At 50.6% G+C, this 26,024-nt stretch carries 28 protein-coding genes; 18 read left to right on the top strand and 10 right to left on the bottom strand.

All coding sequences use genetic code 11. The features are described 5' to 3' along the window. Positions 1 to 165: 165 nt before the first annotated feature. Both A1332_RS24350 and A1332_RS24345 read left to right on the top strand, forming a co-directional pair. A complete protein-coding gene (locus tag A1332_RS24350) occupies positions 166 to 1,518 on the top strand; it encodes a sensor histidine kinase (protein ID WP_064010967.1) in 1,353 nt (450 codons plus the stop codon). Further along, on the top strand, positions 1,515 to 2,183 hold the full coding sequence (locus A1332_RS24345; RefSeq protein WP_064010966.1) for a response regulator transcription factor: 669 nt from the start codon (positions 1,515 to 1,517) through the stop codon (positions 2,181 to 2,183). The genes A1332_RS24350 and A1332_RS24345 overlap by 4 nt, the downstream gene beginning before the upstream one ends. A 35-nt stretch (positions 2,184 to 2,218) precedes the next feature. Here A1332_RS24345 and A1332_RS24340 read toward each other — a convergent pair whose 3' ends face one another. The 3 genes from A1332_RS24340 to A1332_RS25520 all read right to left on the bottom strand — a co-directional run bounded on the left by A1332_RS24340 (position 2,219) and on the right by A1332_RS25520 (position 3,936). Next, the gene (locus A1332_RS24340; RefSeq protein ID WP_231886686.1) at positions 2,219 to 2,635 is read right to left on the bottom strand and encodes a hypothetical protein; all 417 of its coding nucleotides are present in this window, start codon (positions 2,633 to 2,635) and stop codon (positions 2,219 to 2,221) included. A 296-nt stretch (positions 2,636 to 2,931) separates the two neighbouring features. Beyond that, positions 2,932 to 3,735 carry a 4'-phosphopantetheinyl transferase family protein gene (locus A1332_RS24335; protein ID WP_064010964.1) on the bottom strand — a complete coding sequence of 268 codons (804 nt, stop codon included), beginning with the start codon at positions 3,733 to 3,735 and terminating at the stop codon, positions 2,932 to 2,934. 12 nt (positions 3,736 to 3,747) lie between these two features. Next, positions 3,748 to 3,936, bottom strand: coding sequence for a hypothetical protein (locus A1332_RS25520; protein ID WP_157204114.1), 189 nt, complete (start codon positions 3,934 to 3,936; stop codon positions 3,748 to 3,750). A gap of 152 nt (positions 3,937 to 4,088) precedes the next feature. On the opposite strand from A1332_RS25520, the gene A1332_RS24330 reads away from it, so the two are divergent. The 3 genes from A1332_RS24330 (at position 4,089) to A1332_RS26230 (ending at position 4,885) form a co-directional block, all read left to right on the top strand. Then, on the top strand, positions 4,089 to 4,379 hold the full coding sequence (locus A1332_RS24330) for a nucleotidyltransferase family protein (protein ID WP_064010963.1): 291 nt from the start codon (positions 4,089 to 4,091) through the stop codon (positions 4,377 to 4,379). Beyond that, a complete protein-coding gene (locus A1332_RS25160; protein ID WP_197491553.1) occupies positions 4,372 to 4,515 on the top strand; it encodes a hypothetical protein in 144 nt (47 codons plus the stop codon). The genes A1332_RS24330 and A1332_RS25160 overlap by 8 nt, the downstream gene beginning before the upstream one ends. A gap of 184 nt (positions 4,516 to 4,699) precedes the next feature. Then, positions 4,700 to 4,885 carry a DUF86 domain-containing protein gene (locus A1332_RS26230; RefSeq protein ID WP_269454679.1) on the top strand — a complete coding sequence of 62 codons (186 nt, stop codon included), beginning with the start codon at positions 4,700 to 4,702 and terminating at the stop codon, positions 4,883 to 4,885. A gap of 104 nt (positions 4,886 to 4,989) precedes the next feature. Here A1332_RS26230 and A1332_RS24320 read toward each other — a convergent pair whose 3' ends face one another. Next, a complete protein-coding gene (locus A1332_RS24320) occupies positions 4,990 to 5,577 on the bottom strand; it encodes a hypothetical protein (protein WP_157204113.1) in 588 nt (195 codons plus the stop codon). An 81-nt stretch (positions 5,578 to 5,658) separates the two neighbouring features. Beyond that, a complete protein-coding gene (locus tag A1332_RS24315) occupies positions 5,659 to 6,123 on the bottom strand; it encodes a hypothetical protein (protein WP_064010961.1) in 465 nt (154 codons plus the stop codon). Between the two features lie 374 nt (positions 6,124 to 6,497). Here A1332_RS24315 and A1332_RS24310 point away from each other — a divergent pair, with 374 nt between their 5' ends. Together A1332_RS24310 and A1332_RS24305 are read left to right on the top strand one after the other, a co-directional pair. Further along, positions 6,498 to 6,908 (top strand): nucleotidyltransferase substrate binding protein, encoded by a 411-nt coding sequence (locus A1332_RS24310; RefSeq protein WP_064010960.1) that lies wholly within the window; start codon positions 6,498 to 6,500, stop codon positions 6,906 to 6,908. Continuing rightward, positions 6,895 to 7,224: a nucleotidyltransferase domain-containing protein gene (locus tag A1332_RS24305; RefSeq protein WP_064010959.1), complete on the top strand. Its 330-nt coding sequence runs from the start codon at positions 6,895 to 6,897 to the stop codon at positions 7,222 to 7,224. The genes A1332_RS24310 and A1332_RS24305 overlap by 14 nt, the downstream gene beginning before the upstream one ends. Positions 7,225 to 7,251: 27 nt before the next feature. Here the strand turns inward: A1332_RS24305 and A1332_RS24300 are convergent, their stop codons facing one another. Further along, a complete protein-coding gene (locus A1332_RS24300; RefSeq protein WP_064010958.1) occupies positions 7,252 to 7,701 on the bottom strand; it encodes a DUF3375 family protein in 450 nt (149 codons plus the stop codon). A gap of 358 nt (positions 7,702 to 8,059) precedes the next feature. Between A1332_RS24300 and A1332_RS24295 the strand changes: the two genes are divergently transcribed. From A1332_RS24295 to A1332_RS26405, 10 genes are all read left to right on the top strand, one after another. Then, positions 8,060 to 9,796: an acetolactate synthase 3 large subunit gene (locus tag A1332_RS24295; RefSeq protein WP_064010957.1), complete on the top strand. Its 1,737-nt coding sequence runs from the start codon at positions 8,060 to 8,062 to the stop codon at positions 9,794 to 9,796. Next, entirely contained in the window at positions 9,796 to 10,287 is a 492-nt protein-coding gene (gene ilvN, locus A1332_RS24290; RefSeq protein WP_020482951.1) for an acetolactate synthase small subunit, read from the top strand. The genes A1332_RS24295 and ilvN overlap by 1 nt, the downstream gene beginning before the upstream one ends. Before the next feature lie 32 nt (positions 10,288 to 10,319). Continuing rightward, a complete protein-coding gene (gene ilvC, locus A1332_RS24285) occupies positions 10,320 to 11,336 on the top strand; it encodes a ketol-acid reductoisomerase (RefSeq protein ID WP_064010956.1) in 1,017 nt (338 codons plus the stop codon). Between the two features lie 66 nt (positions 11,337 to 11,402). Further along, a complete protein-coding gene (locus A1332_RS24280; protein WP_064010955.1) occupies positions 11,403 to 12,197 on the top strand; it encodes an outer membrane protein OmpK in 795 nt (264 codons plus the stop codon). Positions 12,198 to 12,281: 84 nt separating this feature from the next. Beyond that, positions 12,282 to 13,022: a CDP-diacylglycerol--serine O-phosphatidyltransferase gene (pssA, locus tag A1332_RS24275; RefSeq protein WP_064010954.1), complete on the top strand. Its 741-nt coding sequence runs from the start codon at positions 12,282 to 12,284 to the stop codon at positions 13,020 to 13,022. Between the two features lie 3 nt (positions 13,023 to 13,025). Beyond that, on the top strand, positions 13,026 to 13,901 hold the full coding sequence (locus A1332_RS24270) for a CHAD domain-containing protein (RefSeq protein WP_064010953.1): 876 nt from the start codon (positions 13,026 to 13,028) through the stop codon (positions 13,899 to 13,901). 214 nt (positions 13,902 to 14,115) lie between these two features. After that, positions 14,116 to 15,660 carry a 2-isopropylmalate synthase gene (locus tag A1332_RS24265; protein ID WP_064010952.1) on the top strand — a complete coding sequence of 515 codons (1,545 nt, stop codon included), beginning with the start codon at positions 14,116 to 14,118 and terminating at the stop codon, positions 15,658 to 15,660. Positions 15,661 to 15,673: 13 nt separating this feature from the next. After that, on the top strand, positions 15,674 to 16,480 hold the full coding sequence (locus A1332_RS24260) for a uracil-DNA glycosylase (protein ID WP_064010951.1): 807 nt from the start codon (positions 15,674 to 15,676) through the stop codon (positions 16,478 to 16,480). 4 nt (positions 16,481 to 16,484) lie between these two features. Beyond that, positions 16,485 to 17,039, top strand: a complete 555-nt coding sequence (rimI, locus tag A1332_RS24255) for a ribosomal protein S18-alanine N-acetyltransferase (protein WP_064010950.1) — start codon at positions 16,485 to 16,487, stop codon at positions 17,037 to 17,039. A gap of 874 nt (positions 17,040 to 17,913) precedes the next feature. After that, positions 17,914 to 18,042 carry a hypothetical protein gene (locus A1332_RS26405; RefSeq protein ID WP_269454677.1) on the top strand — a complete coding sequence of 43 codons (129 nt, stop codon included), beginning with the start codon at positions 17,914 to 17,916 and terminating at the stop codon, positions 18,040 to 18,042. 607 nt (positions 18,043 to 18,649) lie between these two features. Here A1332_RS26405 and A1332_RS24245 read toward each other — a convergent pair. Continuing rightward, positions 18,650 to 20,260, bottom strand: coding sequence for an alkaline phosphatase (locus tag A1332_RS24245; RefSeq protein ID WP_331709889.1), 1,611 nt, complete (start codon positions 20,258 to 20,260; stop codon positions 18,650 to 18,652). Further along, positions 20,202 to 21,725 carry an apolipoprotein N-acyltransferase gene (gene lnt, locus A1332_RS24240; RefSeq protein WP_082879865.1) on the bottom strand — a complete coding sequence of 508 codons (1,524 nt, stop codon included), beginning with the start codon at positions 21,723 to 21,725 and terminating at the stop codon, positions 20,202 to 20,204. The genes A1332_RS24245 and lnt overlap by 59 nt, the downstream gene beginning before the upstream one ends. A gap of 237 nt (positions 21,726 to 21,962) precedes the next feature. Here lnt and A1332_RS24235 point away from each other — a divergent pair, with 237 nt between their 5' ends. Beyond that, a complete protein-coding gene (locus A1332_RS24235) occupies positions 21,963 to 23,366 on the top strand; it encodes a hypothetical protein (protein ID WP_157204112.1) in 1,404 nt (467 codons plus the stop codon). Here the strand turns inward: A1332_RS24235 and A1332_RS24230 are convergent. Beyond that, positions 23,344 to 24,243, bottom strand: coding sequence for a 5'-nucleotidase (locus A1332_RS24230; RefSeq protein WP_064010946.1), 900 nt, complete (start codon positions 24,241 to 24,243; stop codon positions 23,344 to 23,346). The genes A1332_RS24235 and A1332_RS24230 overlap by 23 nt on opposite strands. 2 nt (positions 24,244 to 24,245) lie before the next feature. Continuing rightward, entirely contained in the window at positions 24,246 to 25,967 is a 1,722-nt protein-coding gene (locus tag A1332_RS24225; RefSeq protein ID WP_064010945.1) for an SPOR domain-containing protein, read from the bottom strand. Between the last annotated feature and the right edge of the window lie 57 nt (positions 25,968 to 26,024).

Below are 26,024 nucleotides of genomic sequence, written 5' to 3'. Positions count from 1 at the left end.
GGTCCCAGCTTAAGCAAGCCGCCGCAGCCGGTCAGCCGAAATTTGCCCGGCAAACTCGGGCAAATTGCCCGCGTCTCACCATCGCGCTATTCAGCGCCATCTCAACTACCTAAAATGCCTTCCAAACACGACTAACCCAGCTTTTTAGCGCGCGACGAAGCGATCATGAATCTAAAACTTTATTTGTTAACCCGCATCACGGCGGTAGCCTTACTGTGTTTGTTCGCCACGCTGACGTATGTCTTGCAACGCAGCGCCCAACAATCGGCAACGCAAGCGCAAAACACCTTGGCCGCGCTGAGCAAACAACTGGAGCTCCAGTTATTTAAACTAAGCGCCGGGGAAAAACCGGCCAACCCCTTCCCGGACTTTGATCTATGGAAACAGACCGGCAGCGAACCGGGCATTTGCGCCAGCTATCTGGCTAATGACGGAGAAACGATGCGTAACTACTGCAAAGGCATCGACCTATCGACTCATTACTACCCTAAGCATTTTGCTGAGCTATACCGACGAACTTTCGAACCAAACTTTAACTGGCAGCGGCCGATAACCTACCACGGCCAGGTTTACGGGATATTAACCGTTTCGGTTAGCGCCGAGTTATCGATAGCCCGCGCTTGGGATGACGTCCGGGATTTACTGGCATTGTCGGCAGCAACCATCACGGCGGTGTGCCTGCTGGTTTATTTAGCCGTCAGCCGCGCCCTGCTTCCAGCTCAGGCTATTGTGGCAGGACTAAACCGGCTCAGCTCGGGCGATTTGGCATTCCGGCTCCCGAATTTCGACTTACTGGAATGGCGGCAAACCGCGACGGCAATCAACCAACTCGCCGACAATCAGCAACAACTCTTAGTGGAACGGCAAAAACTGGCAGTGATGTTGATGAACTTGCAGGAAGAGGAACGCCGCTATCTGGCGCGGGAACTTCATGACGAATTCGGCCAATGCCTAACCGCTATCCACGCCGTCGCCACCAGCATCGCCCAAACGGCGCAGCAAAATTGCCCGGTGCTAGTCATAGAAGCTGAGCAAATATCCCGCTTTACCCAAGCCATGCAACAAAGCGTGCGGGGATTATTGACGCGCTTACGACCGGCGGAACTGGAGGAATTAGGTCTGGACGCCAGCCTGCGTAGCCTGATAGCAAGCTGGAACCTTCTAGGCAAGACGCACTATAGCCTGCACATCATCGGCGATTGCAGAACGCTAACGGAGCCACTGGCGATCAGCCTGTTTCGCATCACCCAGGAAGCCGTCAGCAATATCGCCAAACATGCCTCTGCCAGCCAAGCCGATATTACGCTCGCAGTCGACAACACCGAAGCCTTGCTCACCATACAAGACGACGGCAGCGCCATCGCCCTGCCGTTTGCCACAGACCATGGCATAGGTTTGCTGGGCATGCGCGAACGCATAGCCGCCTTAAACGGCCGATTTGCTTTGCACATAGCCAAGCCGCATGGCTTGATAATCCAAGCCAGCTTGCCATTGGAACAGCCGGCGAGCACCCAATGACTAAGCAAACCACTATTAATATTTTGCTGGTAGACGATCACGCTATAGTCCGGGAAGGCTACCGTTCGTTAATCAGCAAACAAGCAGACCTAAAGGTCATTGCCGAAGCCTCGAACGGCGCTGACGCTTATTGTCTTTACAAGGAATGCCAACCCGACGTGGTCGTTACCGATTTGACGATGCCCGGCTTAAGCGGCCTGGAATTGATAAGCCGCCTCAAACAACGCGACCGCAAAGCCAGGATCCTGGTATTCAGCATGCATCAAAACCCCAGCTTTGCCCGCCAAGCCTGCCGCGCCGGCGCTTTGGGTTATGTAAGCAAAAGCAGCGCTCCGGACATATTGTTGCGGGCGATACGAGATGTCTACCTTGGCAGGCACATTCTCAGCGCCGACATCGCCCAAGCGTTGGCTTTGGAAAAACTCGGCAACGAAGCCACGGCTCTGAATAGTTTAACTGCCAGAGAATTCGAAATTTTGCGCCTGCTGGTCGAGGCCAACACACAGGACGACATCGCTAAAACCCTGAACATCAGCCCGAAAACCGTCGGCAACTGTCATTACCTGATCAAAAACAAGCTGGGGGTAAACAGCGACATCGAGTTAACGCGGTTAGCGATCAAACTAAATGTGGTTAGCTTGCTTGATTTAGCGGATCCGGCGTAAACCGCACTCAAATTAGCAACGAACTCAATCATCATTCAATTGATCGCATATTGCTCACTTGCTCCCAGCGCTTCCACCAACGCCAAATGCCCCATTGCATCGAACAATATGCGCTGTTCGGTGAAAAATTCGGTCGCGGCGTCGATGGCATCCAGCATCACCGCGACCACAAAGCGCTCGGCGTGGGTGGATGCCACCATTTTTTCCGGTACGGCGCATTCTATCCGCAAAGTCTGCGAGGCTTTATCGAACGAATGCAGTCGCAAGCCGTCGAAATCGGCTTTTTCCTGGCGGCTGGGTAGTAGAAATATCAAATCCAGAATCGGCGCCCGTTTCTGGATCGGCTCCTCGCGGAATCTTGCCAAATCGACGGCAGTTTTGATAATGGCTTTGGCGATTGCACTCTCGTCAAGCGCGCGGTCCGGCATCATGGATGCAATGTGTATAGTCATATCAACCTCTCTAAGTAACCCATTTTTAGACTACTAAGCAAATCCCGTTCCAAGACACTGATTTACAGCAGCGAAGCCTGCATTCAGCTTTTAATGACTAATCCAGCGCAATGCGTGGCTCAGCAAAATGAGATTATTGGATTGGGAGCGTTAAGAATGGGAACGGGTATTTGTTGTAAACCCAACATATCCGGCAAATGCAACAACATAGACGGGACAAACCCGATAGATCCGGCAGTTGCCGTTCCGGCAATTGGATTTTGGATATCTACAGCCGCCAGAATCTTGCGATCACCTCAATCGGCTGACAGCGCTAAACGCCGCAAATCATAGCCGCAAGCCGGCGTAACAAGTGCCGCACAGCTATTGGTAACCCGGTCCTTAAACTCGTCAGAACCCTCATTCCTGCGAAAACGGGAATCGAATTTAGCAACTGAACTCATGCCTACGCCGGGACGACGATAGTCAAGGGCCGGAGCAACCGTACCATCGACATCCAATTCGTGAACCAGCCAAGCACTGGCCGGGCCGTACTCGTCTGGAATAGCTACTAACTGCCCGCCGCTACCCAAGGCGAATTCGCATTGCTCTAACCCCAAAGCAATTCCACGGCCGACTGCTTTGACAAAGGCCTCTTTCTTGGTCCACAAGCGATAAAATGCTCCTGCCTGCAACTCCGCCGGCAGTTCGCACCAACCCTGATACTCCCGGTCGGAAAAACAACGCTCCGCCAAACTTTCAAAATTGCGCCGCAGCTTAACCGCCTCCATATCAATCCCAATATCCGCGAAATTAGCGACAGCAATTAACAACGAATCAGCGGTATGCGAGATGTTGAAATGCAAAGCTTCATCAAGCAAGGCCGGTTTTCCGTAGGGGCCGGAGACGAACGTTAAAGCCGCCGGATCGACCGCTAAATAGCCGGCCAGGGTTTCTCTCAGCAAGCCGCGCGCGGCAATGTAGCGATCACGTAAAGTCGGAAACTTGAACGCTTGCGCCTTCAGCGTTTCGTCGCCCGATAATCGCGACGCCAGACGCGCTAATGTATCGGCAGATAGGCTTAGCCTCCCCTGCCAAACATCCACGAAATGCTCACTCACTGCTGATCGCCGTCACCGCATGCACTCGCGCAGCCCCGCTCCGCCAACCGTTCCGCCAATAACGCAAAGCCGACGCGCTCCAGTTGCAGTACTACGCCACAATGCGCCGTCGGTTTCCTGGTAAATCACACCTTTCAGCAACGGAATTACCAGTGCCGACAGGACGTATTGCGGCGCTATCTCTAGGTCGGGTTCGGTCATGGTTATTTCGTTTTGATTGAGCAGGCGTTGAATGGGGCGTATTTTAGGGTAAAACCATAGCCAACAGAGACAATCTGATTTTTGGCTTTCAATGCTACTATTGCTTGCCGAATGGGAAAGCCGAATTTTACGAAATTAACAAACTAAACCTTATGACTCGGAACCATGCGTTAGAGCTACTGAGAAAAATAAAACCCGTTGTCGCGCAACGGTTTGGCGTCACGCAACTGGCTTTATTCGGCTCCACGGCGCGCGACGAAGCCGGGGACAAGAGCGACGTGGACATTCTGGTCGGCTTCGATGGCCCCGCCACCTCCACCCGTTATTTCGGGGTGCAATTTTATCTTGAAGATCAATTGGGCTGCCCAGTGGATTTGGTTACCGACAAAGCCTTGCGTCCGGAATTGCGGCCTTTTATTGAAAAGGAAGCCATCGATGTCTGAAACCGCCACGCGGGAGTGGCTATTCTATCTGGACGATATGCTGACGTTTGCCGAAAAAGTACTCAGTTATACCGAAGGCTTCGAGCAACAGCAATTTATCGATTGTGTTGAAAAAGTCGGTTTTTGGTGTTTTTAGGCCATTTTTGCCAATAGCCTAATTTTTAACCCATTGTTTTTAATATTAAATAATTTTTATAAAAAGCACTTTTTTCAGAAAAGAGCCTTTTTCAACACAATCTATCGATAGCGGATTGAACTACGATGCCACGGTGCGCAACCTGGAATTGATCGGCAAAGCGGCGACCCATATTCCTAGCTAAATTCGCGAAAGCAATCCGCAAATTCCCTGGCGTATGATTATCGCCACCCGTAACCGATTGATTCATGGTTATCTCGGCATCGACAACGATACCCTTTGGAGCATCATCCAGACCGATATTCCCGCGTTGCTGCCTTTGCTTCAACATCTATCCAAACAACACGATAACGTACGTTGCAGCAAATAAGTTGTGTCGAGTTTTGCGGACGCAACGGTCGCGAACGATGCGCCTAACGGCAGCATCCTATGGCGCAGATTATCGAGTTATAGCGCACGTTATCGCGTTGTTGTTCACATGGCACCTCTGACGAACGCCTCACACTTAGCGCAGTAATAGCCTTCGGTGGCTTCACAAAGGCCATCTAAATTCATGCCTACAACTGACACGAACGACTCGTCTTTAATTAGGGGCGCGTAGTGTCCGCGCCGGCACTTAGTGAATTTGTCTTTTTTCTGGGCACCGACTTCAGTAAGGAACCCAGAACACGCAGTTGCGCCTATCGAGAGCGCATAATCGAGTGCGGTGAAGTGAAGCAGCCAACGGTTCAGGCGTGGATTCGGGGAAAATTCTTTGTCCTTCCGAAAATCCCGAAAGAAGACCGCATCGTGCCTGTGAAAAACCTCAAGAATAGGCCGCGAATCAACTTGAATTGCTTCAAAGATAGACGAGCCCCACAAGGGCGCACCGGCTCTAAGCAAAAGATCGGCACATGCTGCATTCCCAACAACGGCTGCTGCATCCAATGGGGTCATCCAAGGGTCATAGGTCGTTCTACGGTCGATTCGGCACCCACCGTGAATGAGTTTCTGAAGCGTCTCCAAGTTTCCTTGCCGCGCAAGATTCACTACGGTCATGGGGTCAGTGAAACGTTCAAACAATTCAGTGCTCCAATTCTTGTAAGGTCTAACGGGGGCACGCCGAAAGCGCGTCTCGATTGAGCGCAGAGTTAGGTGGTTTGTTCATTCCAACAGCTCCAAACCTAGGTTTTTCTCGATCCGAGCCACTTGTTTTGCAATTGTATCGAGCGAGTCGTTTGCCTTGGAATCTGTCTCGTGAACGTAAGTTGAAAGCCTTCGAAGATGCACTGCCGACTCAACAATAGCCTCTTTTGAAGGAAGAAATCCTCGCGAAAAACTTGAGAGGTTTGAATAGAGCGGAATGGCATTTACTCTTGCCAACAGGTCACAAGAGCTTTTCATTAGAGCCTCATATGCTTCTTGAGACCGTTCAGGATTACGCGAAATCGGCGTATGAATAATGGGTGCGTAGAACGCGAGGTTAAATCTGACTTCACCAATCGTTTTTTTCAACTCATGGGTAGGTTCTATTAAGAACTTGGAAAGAAGTTGACCAACAACATAAACAAGCAAGCCGCCGCAAATGGTAACGGCTGAGGTCAGAAAAATTTTTTCAAGCTCGGTCATTGGTGAACTCCCCCTAACGATCATGATTATTTGGTCCCTATATCATCCCTGATTGTCCGGTTCCAAACAATAAAAGCTGAGATTTACTCGGAACGATTTGTTGCTCTGTGGATAAAGGCCGTAAGGCATATTCGTAGGGCGTCAATAGGCGTAGCCATATTGCGCCGAATGTTGGCTTTTAATCATGCGGCGCTACGCTACCGCTCATGCGCCCTACGAGGGCTGACGGAGTAATTTCCAGACGATTTGAATAAAAATCACCGGGCAATCGAGAGGATTAGCTTGTCATGAAGAATCCTCGCACGTTAAGCTGACTTTACCTGAAACCGCCATACCTAAAACGACAGGCCTTTACAATCAAGGATTCACTCTTTATGCACCAAGACATCCGCTGGAAACAGCGCTTCGCCAATTATCAAAACGCTTTGGCGCAGTTGACCAAATTCATCGACAAAGGCGAACTAAACGAATTGGAAGAACAAGGCCTGATCCAGGCCTTTGAATATACCCATGAACTGGCCTGGAACGTGTTGCGCGATTATTTGCTGGAAAAAGGCCATCAGGATATTTACGGCTCGCGGGACGCCACTCGCCTGGCATTCAAGCTGGGTTTGATCGATGACGGTGACAACTGGATGGATATGATTCGCGACCGGAATCGCACCAACCATACGTATAACCAGGAAACCGCTCAGTCCATTGCCGCCAATATCAAGCAACGTTTTTTCGGCTTATTCGTCCATTTGCAGCAGAAACTACGGAATTTGCCGGATGACAGCGATTAGCCCCGAAGCGTGTGACCGATTTGGTTTAAAGCCGCACACTATCAGCGCGATTCAATGCGTATTTGCCAAACATCCACAGGTTGAACGCGCGGTTTTGTACGGTTCGCGGGCCAAGGGTAACTATCGCCCCGGCTCCGACATCGATTTGACGCTATTCGGCGAAAGCTTGACTTATGCAGACCTCTGCCGGATCGAAACGGAAATCGACGATCTGTTGCTGCCGTACACACTGGATTTATCGCTTTACGCGCAGATCGATAATGCCGATTTGCGCGAGCATATTCGGCGCGTAGGGCAAGAGTTCTATCCGTCCTGACTAAGTCGCTTGCTTACCTGACAAATATCACCCTTGGTAACCCGCCTGCCGGCTTAATTCGCGCCCCTCGCCATCCGAAGTTTGCCAGACGATCAAGTCTTCGGCGTTTTCATCAACCATGGTTTTAACGCTTTCGCCGCCGAGTTGTAAATAGGCGGCGAGTTCGGCCAGGCCGTGTTTTAGGGGTCTGGTGCGGCAGATTCGGCCAGGGTGATTTGCGGTTTGTCTTGTAGGGCGTGGCGGATGTGATGGGCCAGTTGGGCTTCCTTGCGAGAATAGCGCGGCGGCGCCTATGTCATCCGCGCCATCCGCCAAGGCAATATCGGCGATCTTTGGCTTGAGCGTCGGCGCGTAAAGGGGCCGCTCCATGGGCAGTTGGATGTCGGCTGCGGCTGCGGCGATGCTCATCAGTTCGCCGGCCGGATGGTTGGCGCGCAAGGCTACGGCCTTGGCTTCGATGCCATGCAGTATTTCCATGATGCGGCGGTTTTCCAGTCAGGCTTGGTCATCCAGGAAAATGCATGCGGCGAATTAAGTAGCCGCCAAGCTGGATAATTTTGTTTGAACAGATCGAGACTGAAGTAATCCAGCTTAAATATCCTTTATATCCTCGCCACTCGTTGTCGTGGCGTAAACTGTCAAACAATGCCTCGGTCCCGGAGCGGCTATTTTTAAATTCAACCGAGCTTACAAGGGCAAAACCAATCCATAGGCAAGAAAACCCAAGCAAAACCCTTGGTTTTCCTTGACGAAAAGGGCCAAAAACAGTAGCTTATCCAACCTTTTTTGTAAAATCTGCATTTCCCCGATCGATTAGTTTTTTGAGGACGTAAAATTGGAACTCAGTGGCGGACATATACTTGTCCAATGTCTTAAAGATGAAGGTGTCGAATTTGTATTTGGCTATCCGGGTGGCTCTGTCTTGCACATCTATGATGCCATTTTCCATCAAGACGAAGTGAAACATATCCTGGTCAGACACGAGCAAGCGGCTGCCCATGCGGCTGACGCCTATGCACGCGCGACCGGCAAACCTGGCGTGGTGCTGGTCACCTCGGGCCCAGGGGCAACCAATGCTGTCACAGGTATTGCCACAGCCTATATGGATTCGATCCCGATGGTGATCATCTCGGGACAAGTACCGTCGCCGGTGATAGGCAGCGATGCGTTCCAAGAGGTCGATACCGTGGGTATAACCCGGCCCTGCGTGAAGCACAACTTCCTGGTCAAAGACGTCAACGATCTGGCCGAAACCATGAAGAAAGCCTTTTACGTGGCGACCACCGGCCGTCCCGGCCCAGTTTTGGTCGACGTGCCGAAGGACATGACCGATCCGAACATCAAGGTACCTTATAAGTACCCGAAAAAGATCAGCATGCGCTCTTATAACCCGGTAGTGACGGGCCATAAGGGCCAGATCAAGCGGGCGGTGGAAATGTTGTTAACCGCGCAGCGGCCGATGATTTATTCGGGCGGCGGCGTGATTCTCGGCGAAGCTCATAAAGAATTGACCGAATTGACCCAATTATTGGGTTATCCGATCACCAACACGCTGATGGGCTTGGGCGGCTATCCGGCCACTGACAAACAATTCGTCGGCATGTTGGGCATGCACGGAACTTACGAAGCCAATATGGCGATGCACGAAAGTGACGTAATTCTGGCGGTCGGCGCGCGGTTTGACGACCGGGTGACTGGAAAATTGGCCGAGTTTTGTCCGTACGCAAAAATTATCCATATCGACGTCGATCCAGCCTCGATTTCCAAGACCGTTAAAGTGGACGTGCCGATTGTCGGCGATGTAAAACCGGTGCTGGAACAGATGCTTGAGTTGATCAAAGACAGCAAAATCAAACCATCCAAATCGGCGCTTGATTCCTGGTGGCAGCTGATTCAAAGCTGGCGCGATGTGCATTGCCTGGAATACGACCGCAATAGCAAAGTGATTAAGCCGCAATATGTGGTGGAACAGTTGTATCAGGTCACCCATGGCGAAGCCTATGTCACATCGGATGTGGGTCAGCATCAGATGTATGCGGCCCAGTATTACCACTTCGATAAACCACGGCGCTGGATCAACTCCGGCGGTTTGGGCACCATGGGCTTTGGTTTGCCGGCGGCAATCGGTGTGAAACTGGCATTTCCGGAAGCCAATGTCGCCTGTATTACCGGCGAAGCCAGCATCCAGATGTGTATTCAGGAATTGTCCACGGCCTTGCAATACCACGCACCGGTTAAAATCATCAATCTGAACAACCGCTACATGGGCATGGTGCGGCAGTGGCAGGAGTTTTCCTACGAGAGCCGTTATTCGCAGTCTTATATGGATACCATCCCCGACTTCGTCAAACTGGCGGAAGCCTACGGCCACGTCGGTATGTTGATCGAGAAACCGGAAGATGTACGCGGCGCGCTGGAACATGCGTTTGCCTTGAAAGACAGAACCGTATTCCTGGATTTCATCACCGATCGCACCGAAAACGTTTACCCCATGATAGAAGCAGGCAAAGGCCATCACGACATGAAATTGCGCGTCGCGCCCGGCACCCCGGTAGACAGGGAGCTGTCATAATGAGACACATCATTTCTATCCTGATCGAAAACGAATCCGGCGCCTTGTCACGGGTGGCGGGCTTGTTTTCCGCACGTGGCTATAACATCGAATCGTTGACAGTGGCGCCGACTGAAGACCCCAGCCTATCGAGGATGACCTTGGTCACCAGCGGCAGCGACGAAATCATCGAGCAAATCACCAAGCAGCTGAATAAGCTGATAGATGTGGTTAAACTGATCGACTTAGCGGAATCGGCGCATATCGAACGGGAATTGATGCTGGTGAAAATCAAAACCAGCCACGATACCCGCGAAGAAGTAAAACGCATGGTCGACATTTTCCGCGGCAAGATTATCGATGTCACCGCCAACAGCTACGTGGTGGAAATGACCGGCCAATCCAGCAAACTGGACGCCTTTATCCACGGCTTTGAGGAAGGCAGCATCATCGAAGTGGTGCGCTCCGGTCCGACCGGCATCTCCCGCGGCGAAAAAGGCTTACACCTGTAACATTTATTATTTACCAAGCAACGAGAAAACCTATGCAAGTTTATTACGATAAAGACGCCGACCTTTCTGTTATCAGAAGCAAAAAAGTAGCGATCATCGGCTACGGCTCACAAGGCCACGCGCACGCCAACAACCTGAAAGACTCAGGCGTTGACGTCGTTGTCGGCTTGCGCGCCAACTCGGCATCCGTCGCCAAAGCCCAAGCCAGCGGCTTGACCGTAAAAGACGTCCCAGAAGCAATCGCCGGCGCAGATGTGGTGATGATCCTGACCCCGGACGAATTTCAATCCAAGCTTTACAAAGAAGAAATCGAGCCCAACATCAAACAAGGCGCTGCTTTGGCATTCGCGCACGGCTTTGCGATTTTGTATAACCAAGTCGTGCCACGCGCTGACCTGGACGTGATCATGATCGCCCCCAAAGCGCCTGGTCACACCGTGCGTTCCGAGTTTGTTAAAGGCGGCGGCATTCCGGACTTGATCGCGATTCATCAAGATGCATCCGGCATGGCTAAAGCCATCTGCTTGTCATACGCTTCTGCCATCGGCGGCGGCCGTTCCGGCATTATCGAAACCACTTTCCGTGACGAAACCGAAACCGATTTATTCGGCGAACAAGCGGTATTGTGCGGCGGTGCGGTGGAACTGGTAAAAGCCGGTTTCGAAACCCTGACCGAAGCGGGCTACCCGCCTGAAATGGCTTATTTCGAGTGCTTGCACGAATTGAAACTGATCGTGGACTTGATGTACGAAGGCGGCATCGCCAACATGAACTACTCGATCTCCAACAATGCAGAGTACGGCGAATACGTCACCGGCCCGAAAGTGATCAACGAAGAAAGCCGTTGGGCAATGAAACAAGCCCTGGAAGACATTCAACAAGGCAAATACGCTAAGCAATTTATCCTTGAAGGCCAAACCGGCTACCCGGAAATGACTGCGCGTCGCCGTCTGAATGCAGAGCATCCTATCGAAGTCGTTGGCGGCAAATTGCGGGCAATGATGCCTTGGATCAAGGCCAACCAAATCGTCGATAAAAGCAAAAACTAAACTTATCGGCTAGGATTAAAGCCCATCTACATGATGGGCTTTTTTTTGCCAGCAGGGTTTTGCCAAATGCCTAATCGCTATCGCTTAAACCGGTTTTATCTCGGCATCGTAACCGCAGCCCTGGCATTAGCTGCATCACCCCCCTGCTTCGCCGAATTTTTTGACTGGAGCAGCAGCGAGATTCAATATCTGCACGGCAGCAATTACGCCGAACCTTTCAATCCCAAAGACGTTAGCCAGTCTATCATCACCGTCACCCACGTCCATGGCTGGGCGTATGGCCGCAACTTTATCTTTATGGATGCGCTGTTTACCGAATCGGGGCAACCCTCGCAAACCAATCTTTACGGCGAGGCATACAGCACCCTCAGCTTGAGCAAAATCAGCGGACTGAATCTGTCATATGGCATATTCAAAGACTTTGGAGCCACCGGCGGCATTAACTTGGGCGAAAACATGGATAGCCCGCAGAGCGGCACGCGGGCGTGGCTGTATGGTGTCACATTGGATTTCGATCTACCCGGCTTCGATTATTTCAATGTAGACTTCTTACGAATGCGGGTAACGGAGCCAGCGGACATCGGCACCTCCTGGCAAATCACGCCAACATGGAAACTGCCGTTCGAAATCGCCGGCAGCAAATGGAGTTTTGAAGGCTTCGCCGACTTCATCGGCAAAAAAGGCGACCGCGCCGATCGCCAGGCCTTGGCGCAACCACAGTTACGGCTGGATATTGGCGATTTATGGGGCAACGGCAATCATCTATATTTGGGTATCGAATATCAATACTGGCACAATAAATACGGCATTAAAGGCCTGCACGACAACGTGCCGCAAGCCTTGCTTTTGTGGAAATTTTGATGCCAATCGCCCGGTATTTAGTTAAGCAGCTGTCATATTCAGCATGTACAATGCCGCCAACTTTTCAACCTTTGTAGACACATTATGATCAAGAAGCAACCGCTTACGCGTCATCGTGGCATTTACCTACTGCCCAATCTGTTCACCACGGGCGCCATGTTTGCCGGGTTTTATGCGATCACGTCAGCGATTAACGGCCGGTTTGAAACAGCGGCTATTTCCATGTTCATCGCGATGGTGCTGGATGGGCTGGACGGCCGGGTTGCCCGTCTGACTAACACGCAAAGCGAATTCGGCGTGCAGTACGATAGTTTGTCCGACATGGTCTCGTTTGGTGCCGCTCCTGCTATCGTCATGTATCTTTGGACCCTATCCAGTATGGGTCAAGCCGGCCTGTTCGCCGCATTTGTACATATGGCCGGCGGCGCGTTACGCTTGGCGCGTTTCAATACCCAAGTGGAAGTGGCTGATAAGCGTTATTTTCAAGGCCTACCCAGCCCGGCGGCAGCGGCTATTCTAGCCGGCGGTTTATGGTTCTGCGTTGAAAACGGCTATGACGTGGAAAACATCAAATATCTGGTCTTGCTGACCACCATCAGTACCGGCTTGCTGATGGTTAGCAATTTCCGCTATTCCAGTTTCAAGGAAATCGATTTTAAAAACAAAGTACCGTTCATTGTTGCCATCATCGCCATGCTGGTGATTAGTTTCATATTGGCCCAACCACAGCGAATGCTATTTCTGTTGTCGGTCGGTTACGCCGCATCCGGCCCCATCGTGACGTTGGTGATGCGTAAACGTAAGCTGCAAAGCCGTAAAAGTTAGCTGATGCAAAATACTGGCGGCGAACCCTTGCTCGACGCGCTGGAAAGGCACTGGGGCCAGTATCGCAAGCGGTTGAGAGCCTGCCGCCAAACTGCCAACGAAGATAACGTCCACGAATTACGCGTCAGTACCCGGCGCTTAATGGCGCTGATCGAATTGCTTCACGCTTTGGCACCGCAGGCCACGCTGCTAAGAATCCGCAAATCCCTAAAAAAACAGCTCGACGGTTTCGACCAATTGCGCGACACCCAGGTTATGCTGTTCGAATCAGCCAAGTCCCTGCCTATACTTCCGGAGCTAGAACCTTTTTTAGCGCAAATGCATTGCTGCGAACAGCGCTTATTGCTGGAAAACCAGTCGTTCATCGTCAGCTTGTATCAACCCAAGCTGCGGCGCAAGCTGAAAAAAGCCGGTAAACACTTCAAAACTCAAACAGCCGACATCGATCTCAAACAAGCATTGCCAAGCGCCATTGACAAGATTTATAGCGTGGTGATCAATCGCTATGAAGCGCTGGACCCAGCCAATCCTGCCAGCATTCACCACCTGCGCATCGCCGTTAAGAAATTGCGCTACACCCTTTTGGCGACACAATCCATTGATTCCGCCCTACCTGAAACGAACTCAAGCCGGCTGAAAAGCTATTTAACTCGCATGGGCGATATTCAAAATTCGGTGGTAATGTTGCAAACGTTGGAGCTATTTTTTGAGCACCGGATACCGGCGGAAATAGCGCAGCATTATCGGCATCAACAGCAAGAATTAATCGACGCATTTATGAAATGCTGCTCGGAGATTTTGGAGTTTCGGCAAAAACCCGGAAACGAACTGTTCAGCTCAAATGTAACGCATCAATCTGCAACAACATCGGACGCTTGAGCCATAGTCGGCAATCAAGTATAGTTTCCGACCATGAACAATCAGACGATCATTTTTCATCAAATCTTAGTTTTCATGCCAGCCATTGGCAGACGGTTGTTCGGCCTATCTTTAAGATTGCTGCCCTGAGGGGCGCACTCTATCCTCATCTAAACAATACAACCCTTTTCTGTTTCTCGGCCTTAGCGCCGAACATTTCATGAACGGAGTTCTCATGAAAGACAAATTAATTATATTCGACACTACTTTGCGCGATGGTGAGCAAAGTCCCGGCGCATCCATGACCCGCGATGAAAAAGTCCGCATCGCCCGGGCGCTGGAGCGCATGAAAGTAGACGTCATCGAAGCGGGTTTCCCGGCAGCCAGCCAAGGCGATTTCGAAGCAGTGCAAGCCGTGGCGGATGCGATCAAAGACAGCACAGTTTGCGGTTTGGCACGGGCGCTGGATAAAGACATCGACAGAGCCGGCGAAGCCTTGAAAGGTGCGAAGCGCTCCAGAATCCATACGTTTATCGCCACCTCGCCGATCCATATGCAAAAGAAGTTGAATATGCAGCCGGATCAGGTGATCGAATACGCAGTACGAGCGGTAAAACGCGCCCGTCAGTTCACAGATAATGTCGAGTTCTCGCCGGAAGATGCCGGCCGTTCAGAAGAAGATTTCTTGTGTCGTATCCTGGAAGCGGTTATCGATGCCGGCGCGACGACGCTGAACATTCCGGATACGGTCGGTTATAGCATGCCGCAGCAATTCGGTGCGACCATTGCCAATTTGATCAAACGGATCCCCAACTCCGACAAAGCGATTTTCTCGGTGCATTGCCACAACGATTTGGGCTTGGCGGTTGCCAACTCCTTGTCGGCGGTAATGAACGGTGCTCGGCAGGTGGAATGCACCATCAACGGTTTGGGCGAACGCGCCGGCAATGCTTCATTGGAAGAAGTGGTGATGGCCGTGCGCACCCGGCAGGATTTCTTTGGTTGCGATACCGGCTTGGATGCGCGTGAGATTGTCACCTGCTCGAAGCTGGTTTCGTCTATTACCGGTTTTCCGGTGCAGCCCAACAAAGCCATCGTCGGCGCGAACGCCTTTGCCCACGAATCCGGGATTCACCAAGACGGTGTGCTTAAAAATCGTGAAACCTACGAGATCATGCGTGCAGAGGATGTGGGTTGGACAACTAACCGGATGGTGCTCGGCAAGCATTCCGGCCGTAACGCGTTCAAAACCCGGATGGCGGAGCTGGGCGTGGACTTTGCCGGCGAAGCCGATTTGAACGATGCGTTTTTTCGCTTCAAACAATTGGCCGACAAAAAACACGATATTTTCGACGAAGACTTGCAGGCCTTGATTTCCGAGCAAGGTTTCGAATCGGAAGACGAGCATATCAAGTTGGTAGCCTTAAAAGTCTGTTCCGAAACCGGCGAAGTGCCGAACGCCACCGTCACGATACGCGTCGACGGCAAAGAAGTAACCGGCTCAGGCCAAGGTGGCGGCGCAGTGGATGCCAGTTTGAAAGCCATCGAAAGCCTGGTGAAAACCGGCGCGACTTTAGCGCTGTACTCGGTTAACAACATCACCACCGGCACCGATGCCCAAGGCGAAGTGACTGTCAGACTGGAAAACGCGGGCCGGATTGTCAACGGCTCCGGGGCCGACACCGACATCGTTATCGCCTCGGCCAAGGCTTACATCAACGCGGTTAACAAACTGCAAACACCCGACCAGCGTCAGCATCCGCAAAAAGGCGATGTCTGATTCTTGAGCCGGAATGGATAACGCGACCCGCTTGCAATATTTGGAGGCGATGGGTATTGATGTCTGGGTACCTAGGCATCGACCTGTCGCCTTTCCGCCAGCGTCCGATCATGCTGAAAATACTGTCGAAAACGTAGGATGGGTTGAACCACGTGAAACCCGTCAAGATAAGCTTAGCAAGCAAGGTCAATCAATTCCCATCGAAACCGCTAATACCGGATTCTCGCAACATTCGGGTTCATTGCAATCTTCCCACACCAATGATCAGATTTGGAAAGACCTGCAACACGAGGTTTCACTGTGCCAAGCCTGCTCGCTGTGTAAAACCCGCACCCAAACCGTGTTCGGTGTAGGTAATAGACAAGCAAGCTGGATGCTGATCGGTGAGGCACCCGGCCAGAATGAAGATTTACAAGGCGAACCGTTCGTCGGCAAAGCCGGTCAGTTGTTAACCGAAATGTTGCGGGCGATAGGTTTAAAGCGGGAAGAAGTCTATATAGCCAATATGTTGAAGTGCCGGCCGCCGAACAACCGCGATCCGCAAGCCGAAGAAGTCGCCGCTTGCAATCATTTTCTGCAACAGCAAATCGAATTGATACGGCCGAAAATAATTTTGGCCGTGGGCAGGATTGCCGCACAAAACTTACTCGCCACCCAACAACCGTTGGCAAAATTGCGCGGGGTTCGGCACCAATTGCACGATATTCCCCTGATTGTCATTCACCACCCGGCTTACCTATTGCGCTCGTTACTGGAAAAGGCTAAAGCCTGGAGCGACTTGCAGTTTGCATTGTCGGTTTATCAAAAACTAGAAAAATAAAACCATGTGGAAGCTGTTACATAAACTGAAAGATGCTGTGATTTACGATGCGGACCGCGAATTTTACGCCAAGGTGTTTCCCGATTCGGTAGATAGCAAAGACTTAATGCGGATACGTAAAATGGATCATGCCGATTTAGTCAGCGTTCTGAAGATCGAAGAGTTAAATTACGAATTCCCTTGGTCGGAAGGAATATTTAAAGATTGTTTCCGCACCATGACTTACACCAGTTGGGTTTGCGAGGCACCAGACGACAACATAGTCGGCTATTGCATCATCAATGTGGCCGCTGGCGAAGCTCATATTATGAACATCAGCGTAAACCCTCGCTTTCAACGCCAGGGAGCCGGCCGAAAAATGTTGGAACACTTAATCGAATACGCCCGACCTCGCGCGGAGAAAATATTCCTTGAGGTGCGTCCCAGCAATCCTGGCGCGATCAATTTATACCGAAAAACCGGCTTTCGCGAAATCGGCACCCGTAAGAATTATTATCCCGCAAAAAACGGTCGCGAGGACGCGATTATGTTTGAATTGGATCTGGTTCCTATGCTGTAAGCCGGATTTTGTCGATTGACTATCCGATTGAATTGTCCGCCAACACCTTTGCTTGGAAACGGCAACTGACTCGATTAATGCAGTACCTAGAGATTCATCGGGCCTTTGCAAAGGCCTTATGCTATTGGATATTTTTTCAATCTATTTTGCAATTGTTGAATATCTTGCTTTAGCCAATTTGCGGTTTGGACTCTCAGATCAATTTCGTAAAGATAAATTGGGTTTACTTGAAAACCAGCATTACGGGTTTTAAGCGAGTTGGATTTGCCGAATTTAGTTATCATTATAATCCCCTAATGTGCAGTTTATCTATAAAGGCAAAAAACTTGTTCAAATCTTATAAACAATTGAATTCGTTAGCTTACAAACACTGGTCAAACGAGTATCTAGCTGTACCGGAATGTATGTCGCTAGCATTTGGCAATAGATACAAAGCAAATAGCGCACCATTTTCCAACAACGGAATTTTGTTCGCCTCTTCGAACGATCTGTCCGGAAATGACTACTTTTTTGTCAGCACAGTATTGCCATAATTGACAGTCATCTGACATTTTTGGTCAATAACGGAAAAGATCGTTTATCTCTGTCCAATACGGCGATGCGTCATTATCAAAGGTTAATCTGTTAGCCCGTTAGCCGAGCCAATAAGCAGATATTTCCATTGTGCATGCACAGCGACACCACCAAGCTCCGGCAGTTAAAATGAAACATTTGTAAAATTTAATTGACTTTAAGAAAGTGAATCAAGGTTTTGTTTTGGATGATTTTGTTTAACTTTTTAGAAGCGCCCCGTCTAAGAGAGGGACCAAATCACTATTGAGTTTTAGTAAAAAGATGGCAGAATCCGGTAAGGCTTGAGCTTTTGGGAGGTCTTATGAAAATACTTGCAGTGCTGATATTCGCCGCAATTGCTTATGGTTTTGCGTTGTTCTTACTCGGAATACTCAAAGAACTGGCGCAGTTCGCCGTTGAGGCATGGCGGGACATTGAGATCGGACGATAAGTCTATTTAATTCACTTAAACCAGAATACTTAATTTGCGAAAATCGACCAAATTATCAATTGGACAATCAGAGCCGGGAATAATACCCGGCTTTTTTGTGAGCGTGGTTTTCTACTGTACGTGCCTAAACTATAAATACTGGCAATCTTAAAGGTGACGTGGTTTTTATTGACGCGGCATTCGGGACCGATGCTATCTGCCGGGTGGCCGATGTGGATAATAGTCGCCCACATTCCATACAGATAAAATTCCCGGTTGGCGACCCATAGGCGAATTCCATGGTCAAGGCGGGGTGGTCACAATAAGTAACGTCAGTATTGTTGGCTATTGGTATCGCTTTTATATTGTCCATAATTTTTTCCTTATAACCGTCTAAGCTAGATTTGTGTGTCGTTACTTTATTCAGACTTCCTTAAATCTAGATTATGTGCAAATTAAGATTTCATTATTAATGGCCCAAGCAAATCCGGCCAAACGGTAATTTGCCATGAATTTTTAAATTTGCCGACATAGCTCGGTTCGTACGCTTAACAAGTACCACGGTCTTAATGCCTTATCTTAAGCTTAAATTTGCGCTGAGAACCCTATATTCACAATTGGTGAGATTTTACCGCCCGGCCTTAAAATTCAAAGCATGCGCCATCACCTGATAGATGTAACTTTGCTCTTGTACTCCATGAAATAAGTGCGCTTTGGGACCGAACGCGAAAATCGCCACATCTTCGGCACCGTGAGTTTCATTGCTAAGCGGTACGATGGCTTCCTGCAGGAAATCGGGATGCGTGGTATCGACAGTGCTTAGATCGGGGCGACCATTTTGACCTCGATACCCCGGACCATTGGCATATCCCAACGTCGCGTAAGGCAATCCGTTACTGTCTTTGGCAAAACCGGTTTCACCAGTTTGTTTTACCAAGCCCATGATCGGATTACCGCGTTGCGGGTAACCGGCAATGGTAAAGGTATGACTGTGATCGGCGGTAACGACAATTAACGTATCTTTAGGATTAGTTTTTTCCAGCGCCTTGCGCACAGCATTGGATAGCTGGATTGTTTCCGTCAAGGCTCTGTAGGCATTACCGGCGTGATGGGCATGATCGATGCGGCCGGCTTCCACCATCAGCACATAGCCTTTTTTATTTTTCGACAATATGTCTATGGCTGTTTCGGTCATCTCGGTCAAGGACGGCTCTCCGCCTTTATCGTTCGGTCTATCATGTTCATATTCCATGTGCGAACGTTCGAACAAACCCAGTAAATGCTCGGTTTGCTTAGGATCTATCGCGTCGAAGCCGGCTTTGTTATAAACGTAGGCCGATTTCGGATATTGGGCTAGCCAACGCCGGGTCAAATCCATACCGTCTTTGCGACCGCCAAATTTGTCGCTATCTTCCGGATCGGGTGTGGTATCGGGCAAAAACATGCTGCGCCCGCCACCCAAAACCACTTCCAGGCCATTACCGTAACCGAACTCCAGCAGTTGCTTGGCAATATCGCTGACAGTGGCGCCAGCTGGAACGTGCGCATCGGACTCCCAATCACGCTCGGAGGTGTGGGCGTAACAAGCTGCCGGAGTAGCATGAGTGACTCGTGCAGTAGAGACCACTCCAGTCGATAGGCCTTTTTCCTCGGCTTGTTCGAGTAAGGTTTTCACCTTGTAGGTATTGATAACATCTGCGCTTTTTTCCTGGCGAGCCACCTGTATCCCCACCGACAACTCACCATCGTTGGTTTTTACACCGGTAATCATGGCAGACATGGTTGGTGCGGAATCCGGGGTTTGCTGATTGGCGCTGTACGTTTTCGACAGCGCCACATAAGGCGCTGTTTCGAAACTCAGCGAATTCTCCTCGCCGCCACGATTACCCGGTTTGCGTTGCCCTTCCAAAATACGCGCGGCGGTAATAGTCGAAATGCCCATGCCGTCGCCGACAAACAGAATCACGTTTTTGGCGAATGCTTGATTGGCTTTAAGCCGCTCAGCAGCCTTGATGCTGTTTTGCCCCGATTCCAACCAGAACGCGGGCGTTTCTAAAACTTGTTCTGCCTGAGATGTTCCAAAAGCTAAGATCAGCGTACCAATCAGAATTACGGATTTACATTGCTTAAAGGCCATAAAATTCCATGCAGTGGTTTTTTCAAAATCAATCGGCGCGATTCTAAACGGCTTCAGCACCTTGCTTGAAAAAGCCCGCACTGAACCAGCGATTCCAGGCATACGTCAGCAGCTGCAATACCGCCAACACCCCGAAAAAACCTTTATCACCCAAGATGACATAAGGCGTAAGACCACGCATCGGCACTATATAGTCGGTTAAAGTAGTCGTAGTAAACAAAGGCGCCTGCTTACGTAATGCACCGTCCGGACCTACAAACCCGGTCACACCAGTATTGGTGGCTCGTGCCAAATAGCGGCCGGTTTCCAGCGCCCGCATTTGCGCCATTTGCATGTGTTGATGCGGCTGCGACGAATCGCCGAACCAGGCGTCATTGGTCATATTGACGATGTAGCCGGCATCCGCAACCTGCCTGGCAACTAACTCGCCGAAGGCATCTTCATAACAAATAGTAGTGACAAACGCATGACCGCCCGCCGTCAACAACGTTTGCCGGTCGCCACCGGCAGCGAAATCGCCCAGAGGTATTTGCAATTTATCCAATACCCAGCCCGATAACGGCTGAAGCGGTAAATATTCGCCAAAAGGCAGTAGGTGATTTTTGTGGTAAAGGGCTTGATTTTCGCCCAAGGTCATGACGCTGTTGTAATAATCCTTGCCCTGCCCGCTGCTGGGTAGTCCTACCACCAAATCAACCCCATGCGCTTGCGCGGCTGCTTGCAGCGGATCAATGTAAAACTCTTTCACTTGCGATAGAAAGGCCGGAATCGAGGTTTCCGGCCAGATAATCACATCGGAATCCCAATGCTGTTCTGTGAGCTCTTGATAAAGCCTGAGCGTGTTAAGTTTCTGATTTTTTTGCCACTTCTGATCCTGGCCGATATTACCTTGCACCAATGTTACCTTGATCGGCGCGCCGGCTGCTTGAGTCCATGACACGGTTTGCAAATAGCCACCGCCAGCCCAAATTAACCCTAAAACGAGCAAGCCCTGTAGCGCCGGCAATTTGCCACGCAGCATCTCCACGACTGAAAAAGCCGATACAGTCAACAAAAAGCCTACCCCATAAACCCCGGCCAATGGCGCGTAACCAGCCAAAGGCGTGGAAAGTTGACTGTAGGCGATTTGCAGCCAGGGAAAACCGTTCAACAACCAATAACCGCGAAAGTACTCGACCGCTACCCAAGCAATAGCGGCGGCTATTATTCGTAACCATTCCCCGGACCACACCGAGGTTTTGGCGATAAACCAGCCGGTTAACGCCGGGAATAAAGCCCAAACCGCTACCAGCAAAGCCGTCAGCGCTATCGAGCTATACGGGTCGCCGCCGCCAAAATCGTGAATACTGATATAGGTCCACCAAATACCGGAACCGAACAAGCCCAAGCCAAACAAATAACCACTGAGCGCCGCCCTCTTCGGCACCTGCCGCTGCCAAACCCAGTAAATGAAAACTAATGCGACGATTGCGGCGTAGACATAATCGTACGGAGCAAAGGCCATGGTGAGCAATGCCCCAAAAACCGGTGCGGCAAGTTCCCATTTACAATTCAATATTCGCTTCATTACTCTGCTGTGTTTATTCGATGGAATCGGCATTTTATGCAGCTGCCGGGGTTTCGTAAAATTGCCAGCTGCCTATAGCCGCCAATCTGAACTAAACTGAGGTAATGTTTTCAATACAACTTAACTCGCAAGTACATGACCGATAACGCATCGCTGCCTTTTGAGCTGTCAACGGAATCCCTCGGCGGATGGATTAATTCATTAAGCGCGCTACCGGCGGCGAATGCTGCAAATCAGTTGAATCTAGTCCTTAAACAACTGACTCGCAGCAGCGCCACAGCCGCAAACGTGTTGCCGATACTCGTCAATTTAACGCCGCTGACCTTGCATTTATCCAACGGTTTAACCAACGCGGCGCGTTCCGAAACAGACATAGCCACCAACAGCAAAGCGCTTAAAATCGCGAAATTAGCCATCCAGTTACTCAGGCACTTGAGCCTGGCCTTTTGCCGTACTGTCGAGACCAAACAACTCGATACATTGCTGACCCAACAAGCGATATTTTATGCCTTGCAACTCGTGGGGTATTGTCTGCGCAGCACGGCGCTGTTTTACGAAATGCCGTCCACAACCTTGTGGAAAAAGAGTGGCCTGCTTTACACCATAGCCGGCGAACTGCAACTGTTAAAAAAGCCGATTTCGCCCAAACCTCAGGAGTTCAAGTTACAAAACACCATTGAAGCCGTCGTCAAACGCAATCTATTGTTTGCACTCAGCACACCCAACCGCTACTCAACAACTGAAATCAGTCAATTATTTCAGTTGGTCAATCGACATCAGGATCGCCTGGAGATCAGCAAAAACCCTAATCCAGATTGCGGTTTTTTTTGGAATCTGGGCAGCGAACCAAGCCCGGTACCGCGCACTAACGGCACATTGCCGCGCGGCTCGGTATACATCAACTGCTTAAGTTTCGGCCATGCCTTGCAACTCGGCGAAATCGAGACAGAGCTGAATTCCAATATGCAAACCAAACTGGCCTCGCACTTAACCGGATACAGCAATATTTTCGCGTCGGTAGCTATCGGTCCGCCAATGCCGGCCCACCTTCTTGAAGGCTTCGTTGCGGTCAGCGCCCATCTGCAAGGTGAAGAAAAATTATCGAAAATCATGAACCTTAGCTCGCAATTATCGCGCGGTAGGTCCCTGGCCCGCGATATGTCTTTGGTGCCGTTGGAACATGAAAAAAGTTTCTACAAACCGCTCAATGCCAGTATTGTCAGTTTCCCTGAACACGGCACTAGTCTGAGTCTGTTACGCAACGTCAGCAAACAATTTTTGGTGGCGGAAAGCCCCGCGCCCAATTGTTCAACCGGCGATATTGGCTTACTGTGTAGGGAGCAACAACCCGCCAAACTGGTAATAGTTCGCCAGCAAACCCTATACGAAGATGTGACGCTAATTTTGCTGGAACCCATTATCGGCAACGTCGCAATCCACGACATCGAAAATGCCGGCGGCGGCAGCCAAAAAGCAATAGTCATCGGGATGGAAACCGATCACCCCGAGGTGTTGTTAGCTAACAGCAAATACACGGTAGGCAGTAAAATCAGTCTACTGTACGGCCACACCCTATATTTGAAAGCTTGCGTGGAAAGCACACCCTGGCTAGTGCGCTTCAGGGTCGGTGTTGATTTGTGACACCATGAGGGACGTGGGCGGCAGCGATTTGATGGGACTCTGCGGAATCGCAATGACCTTTTTGATCATCGAAGAAAATATCGGCCCCAAACGCTTTTAAAAACGCACCCTTGGGCATGCCGCCTAAAAACAAGGCTTCGTCTATTCTAATCCCCCAGGCCCGCAAGGTTCTCACCACCCGTTCGTGAGCGGGAGCGGCCCGAGCGGTGACCAACGCGGTGCGGATCGGCGACAACTCCTGGTCAAAATGCGTCTGAATGCGGTGTAAGGCGCTTAAAAATTCTTTCAATGGTCCGTCGGATAGCGGCCTATGCGCTTCACTGCGCTCGTTAGCGGCAAAAGCTGCCAAACCGTGTTGTTGATAAATCCGCTCGGACTCGTCTGAAAACAACACCGCATCGCCATCAAAAGCAATCCGCAACTGCGGCGACGGATTGGCTACCGCGCCGGAGACAATGGTCGCTGCGGCATAACCGGCCGCCAAGGCTTTTCTGACATCGTCACCGTTAGCGGATAAAAACAGATGCGCTCCAAAAGCCGGTATGTATTCGTAGGGTGACACGCCACTGGTAAATGCCGCCCGGCTAATCGCCAGTTCGTAATGATTAATCGAGTTAAAAATGCGCAAGCCGGTATCGGCGCTGTTTTGCGACAGCAGGATAATCTCTACCAGCGGGGCGCCGGGAAAAGCTTTGTTAATATCCAGAAACTTCTTCACCAAGGAAAATCCAAAACCCGGCGGCAGAATTTCGTTTTCGTGCTCGATCTGATAACGACAGAACGCTTCCTTGCCCTGGGTTTCGAAAATCGCATGCGATTCATCCAGATTGAATAAGGCCCTGGACGATACTGCAACCACAAGTTTCTGATTATCCATGGCTATTCTTTATTGCGGGTAACCCAGACCGAATCGAGATTGAGAGTTTTCTTGATTTTCGCCGCATAAGCTGCCGCTTCGTACTGGGTTTTAAATCCGTCCACAAACAAACGATACCAGTTTTCGCCCTTGGATTCGGTTTTGATTACTTTGGCCGGCACACCTTTGCCCGCGAACTCTTGGGCTTTGCTCTTGGCATACCAATCCTGTTTAAACGCTATTAAATTGACCGCCCAATTTTCCTCGACCGGTACCGGCTTTTTCTTCTCCGGCTTAGGGGCCGGCGCGGCAGCTACCGCTCGACCTTTTTCCAAGGCGCTCACCTTGTTTTGCAACGTTTCTATGGCAGCGCCGATTTGCATGATCTGGCTGCCGATTTCGGCAGAAGGCTTGGCCTGATCGCCGTTCACTTTTGCCGCACCAGTATCAGCATGCCCCGCCTTACTTAGTTCCGCAATCTGAGTGGCCATCACCCCATTGCTCACCGTCAATTCGTCCAACTGCTTGCGCAACATCTCCTTGTCAGCCGCGTCGCTGGCAGGCGCGGCATTCACTTGTTCCTGCAATTTCCCGATAATGGTGACCAACTCGCCAACTTGCGACTTGGCAATCATGCCTTGTATTCCTAATCCGGTGCCGATCAGCAGCGCCGCAGCCGCGATTCCAATGGCCACATAGGCAGCAACCGGCTTTTTAGCGGCCAGGGCATCCAAGGCCCGCTTGGTTTTTTTCTGTTCAGTCTGCAGGCTTTCCAAACTATCCAGGCAAGCGAGCAACTCATTCTTGCCTGCTGCCTCGGTCAGGTCGTGGCGAATCTGCTGTTGATGTTTCTTGAGGTCGACGATATTCCGATTCAACGCGGCAATTTCGCTACTATGATCGATGACTTGGATCGGCGCCGCCGGGGCAGCCCGAACTTGTTCGACTACCTCAATCGGCGCTACTTCCGGCTCATTGCTCTGGACTACGACTAATTCTTCTTCGCTATCTTGCTCACTGACCGCTGCCGCAAATATCTGATCCAAATCTGGCTCCGGTTCCGGCGCACTTGCTTGGACGCTGTTATCGGGTTCTTCCAAATCGGCAAAATCATCGACGATTGGCGGTGGCGCTGGTGCATATTCGTCATCAGCCGAAATATCGAAATCCGCGATTAGAAAATCGGCATTGCCACCAGCCAACTCAGCGTCATCGGAAAACTCGTCTATCTCGGCCATATTCTCCAGTTCGTCCACCACGGTTTCCGGCAAATCCACTGCTGCGACCGGGGTGTCTTCGGGGAAATCGTCGATTTGACCGACCCGCTCTAACTCTGCTACTTCTTCAAATACATCATCAACCGGCAAATCTAAAGGGTTCCCCTGATTTTCGGCATCGACGATATCGGCAAACTCATCGTCGATAACTTGCTGCTCGCGTCCGGGATTAATGCCGATGTCGGCGTTGAAATCGTCGCCAAACTCATCAATATCGTCGGCTAAACTCGATACTGCCTTAGGCTCATTTGCACTCAGCAATTCATCGATATCCGCGAACTCGTCAATCTCCTGTTGCGCCTCAGGCTCGAATGTCTCGTCGCCCACCAGCAAACGGTCAATGGCTTCGTCATCGTCTATCGTGCCAACCTGTTGTTCGGAGGGATCGCCAATATTGAGCATGGCATCCAGATCGTCGGCGAACGCATCCAAGGTTTTTTTGTTTTTACTACCAGTCGATTCAGCCATGTTTTTTCTCGTTTAAGCCGCACATAGTTCAGTAAATCCTGACTCGCAAGCACCGCA

This window comes from Methylomonas methanica (genome assembly GCF_001644035.1).
GTDB classification, from domain to species: domain Bacteria; phylum Pseudomonadota; class Gammaproteobacteria; order Methylococcales; family Methylomonadaceae; genus Methylomonas; species Methylomonas methanica_A.
The sequence above is the reverse complement of the archived record's forward strand: the minus strand, read 5'-3'. Positions and strand labels throughout refer to the sequence as shown.

Coding starts and splice junctions, on each gene's coding strand:
- A1332_RS24315 (WP_064010961.1), bottom strand. CDS start 6,123: ATGACCGAGCTTGAAAAAATTTTTCTGACCTCAGCCGTTACCATTTGC.
- ilvN (WP_020482951.1), top strand. CDS start 9,796: ATGAGACACATCATTTCTATCCTGATCGAAAACGAATCCGGCGCCTTG.
- A1332_RS24245 (WP_331709889.1), bottom strand. CDS start 20,260: ATGCCTGGAATCGCTGGTTCAGTGCGGGCTTTTTCAAGCAAGGTGCTG.
- A1332_RS24280 (WP_064010955.1), top strand. CDS start 11,403: ATGCCTAATCGCTATCGCTTAAACCGGTTTTATCTCGGCATCGTAACC.
- A1332_RS24270 (WP_064010953.1), top strand. CDS start 13,026: ATGCAAAATACTGGCGGCGAACCCTTGCTCGACGCGCTGGAAAGGCAC.
- A1332_RS24340 (WP_231886686.1), bottom strand. CDS start 2,635: ATGACTATACACATTGCATCCATGATGCCGGACCGCGCGCTTGACGAG.
- A1332_RS24225 (WP_064010945.1), bottom strand. CDS start 25,967: ATGGCTGAATCGACTGGTAGTAAAAACAAAAAAACCTTGGATGCGTTC.
- A1332_RS24265 (WP_064010952.1), top strand. CDS start 14,116: ATGAAAGACAAATTAATTATATTCGACACTACTTTGCGCGATGGTGAG.
- pssA (WP_064010954.1), top strand. CDS start 12,282: ATGATCAAGAAGCAACCGCTTACGCGTCATCGTGGCATTTACCTACTG.
- A1332_RS24345 (WP_064010966.1), top strand. CDS start 1,515: ATGACTAAGCAAACCACTATTAATATTTTGCTGGTAGACGATCACGCT.
- ilvC (WP_064010956.1), top strand. CDS start 10,320: ATGCAAGTTTATTACGATAAAGACGCCGACCTTTCTGTTATCAGAAGC.
- A1332_RS24305 (WP_064010959.1), top strand. CDS start 6,895: ATGACAGCGATTAGCCCCGAAGCGTGTGACCGATTTGGTTTAAAGCCG.
- A1332_RS24350 (WP_064010967.1), top strand. CDS start 166: ATGAATCTAAAACTTTATTTGTTAACCCGCATCACGGCGGTAGCCTTA.
- A1332_RS24330 (WP_064010963.1), top strand. CDS start 4,089: ATGACTCGGAACCATGCGTTAGAGCTACTGAGAAAAATAAAACCCGTT.
- rimI (WP_064010950.1), top strand. CDS start 16,485: ATGTGGAAGCTGTTACATAAACTGAAAGATGCTGTGATTTACGATGCG.
- A1332_RS25160 (WP_197491553.1), top strand. CDS start 4,372: ATGTCTGAAACCGCCACGCGGGAGTGGCTATTCTATCTGGACGATATG.
- A1332_RS24300 (WP_064010958.1), bottom strand. CDS start 7,701: ATGGAAATACTGCATGGCATCGAAGCCAAGGCCGTAGCCTTGCGCGCC.
- A1332_RS25520 (WP_157204114.1), bottom strand. CDS start 3,936: ATGACCGAACCCGACCTAGAGATAGCGCCGCAATACGTCCTGTCGGCA.
- A1332_RS24310 (WP_064010960.1), top strand. CDS start 6,498: ATGCACCAAGACATCCGCTGGAAACAGCGCTTCGCCAATTATCAAAAC.
- A1332_RS24230 (WP_064010946.1), bottom strand. CDS start 24,243: ATGGATAATCAGAAACTTGTGGTTGCAGTATCGTCCAGGGCCTTATTC.
- A1332_RS26405 (WP_269454677.1), top strand. CDS start 17,914: ATGAAAATACTTGCAGTGCTGATATTCGCCGCAATTGCTTATGGTTTT.
- lnt (WP_082879865.1), bottom strand. CDS start 21,725: ATGAAGCGAATATTGAATTGTAAATGGGAACTTGCCGCACCGGTTTTT.
- A1332_RS24260 (WP_064010951.1), top strand. CDS start 15,674: ATGGATAACGCGACCCGCTTGCAATATTTGGAGGCGATGGGTATTGAT.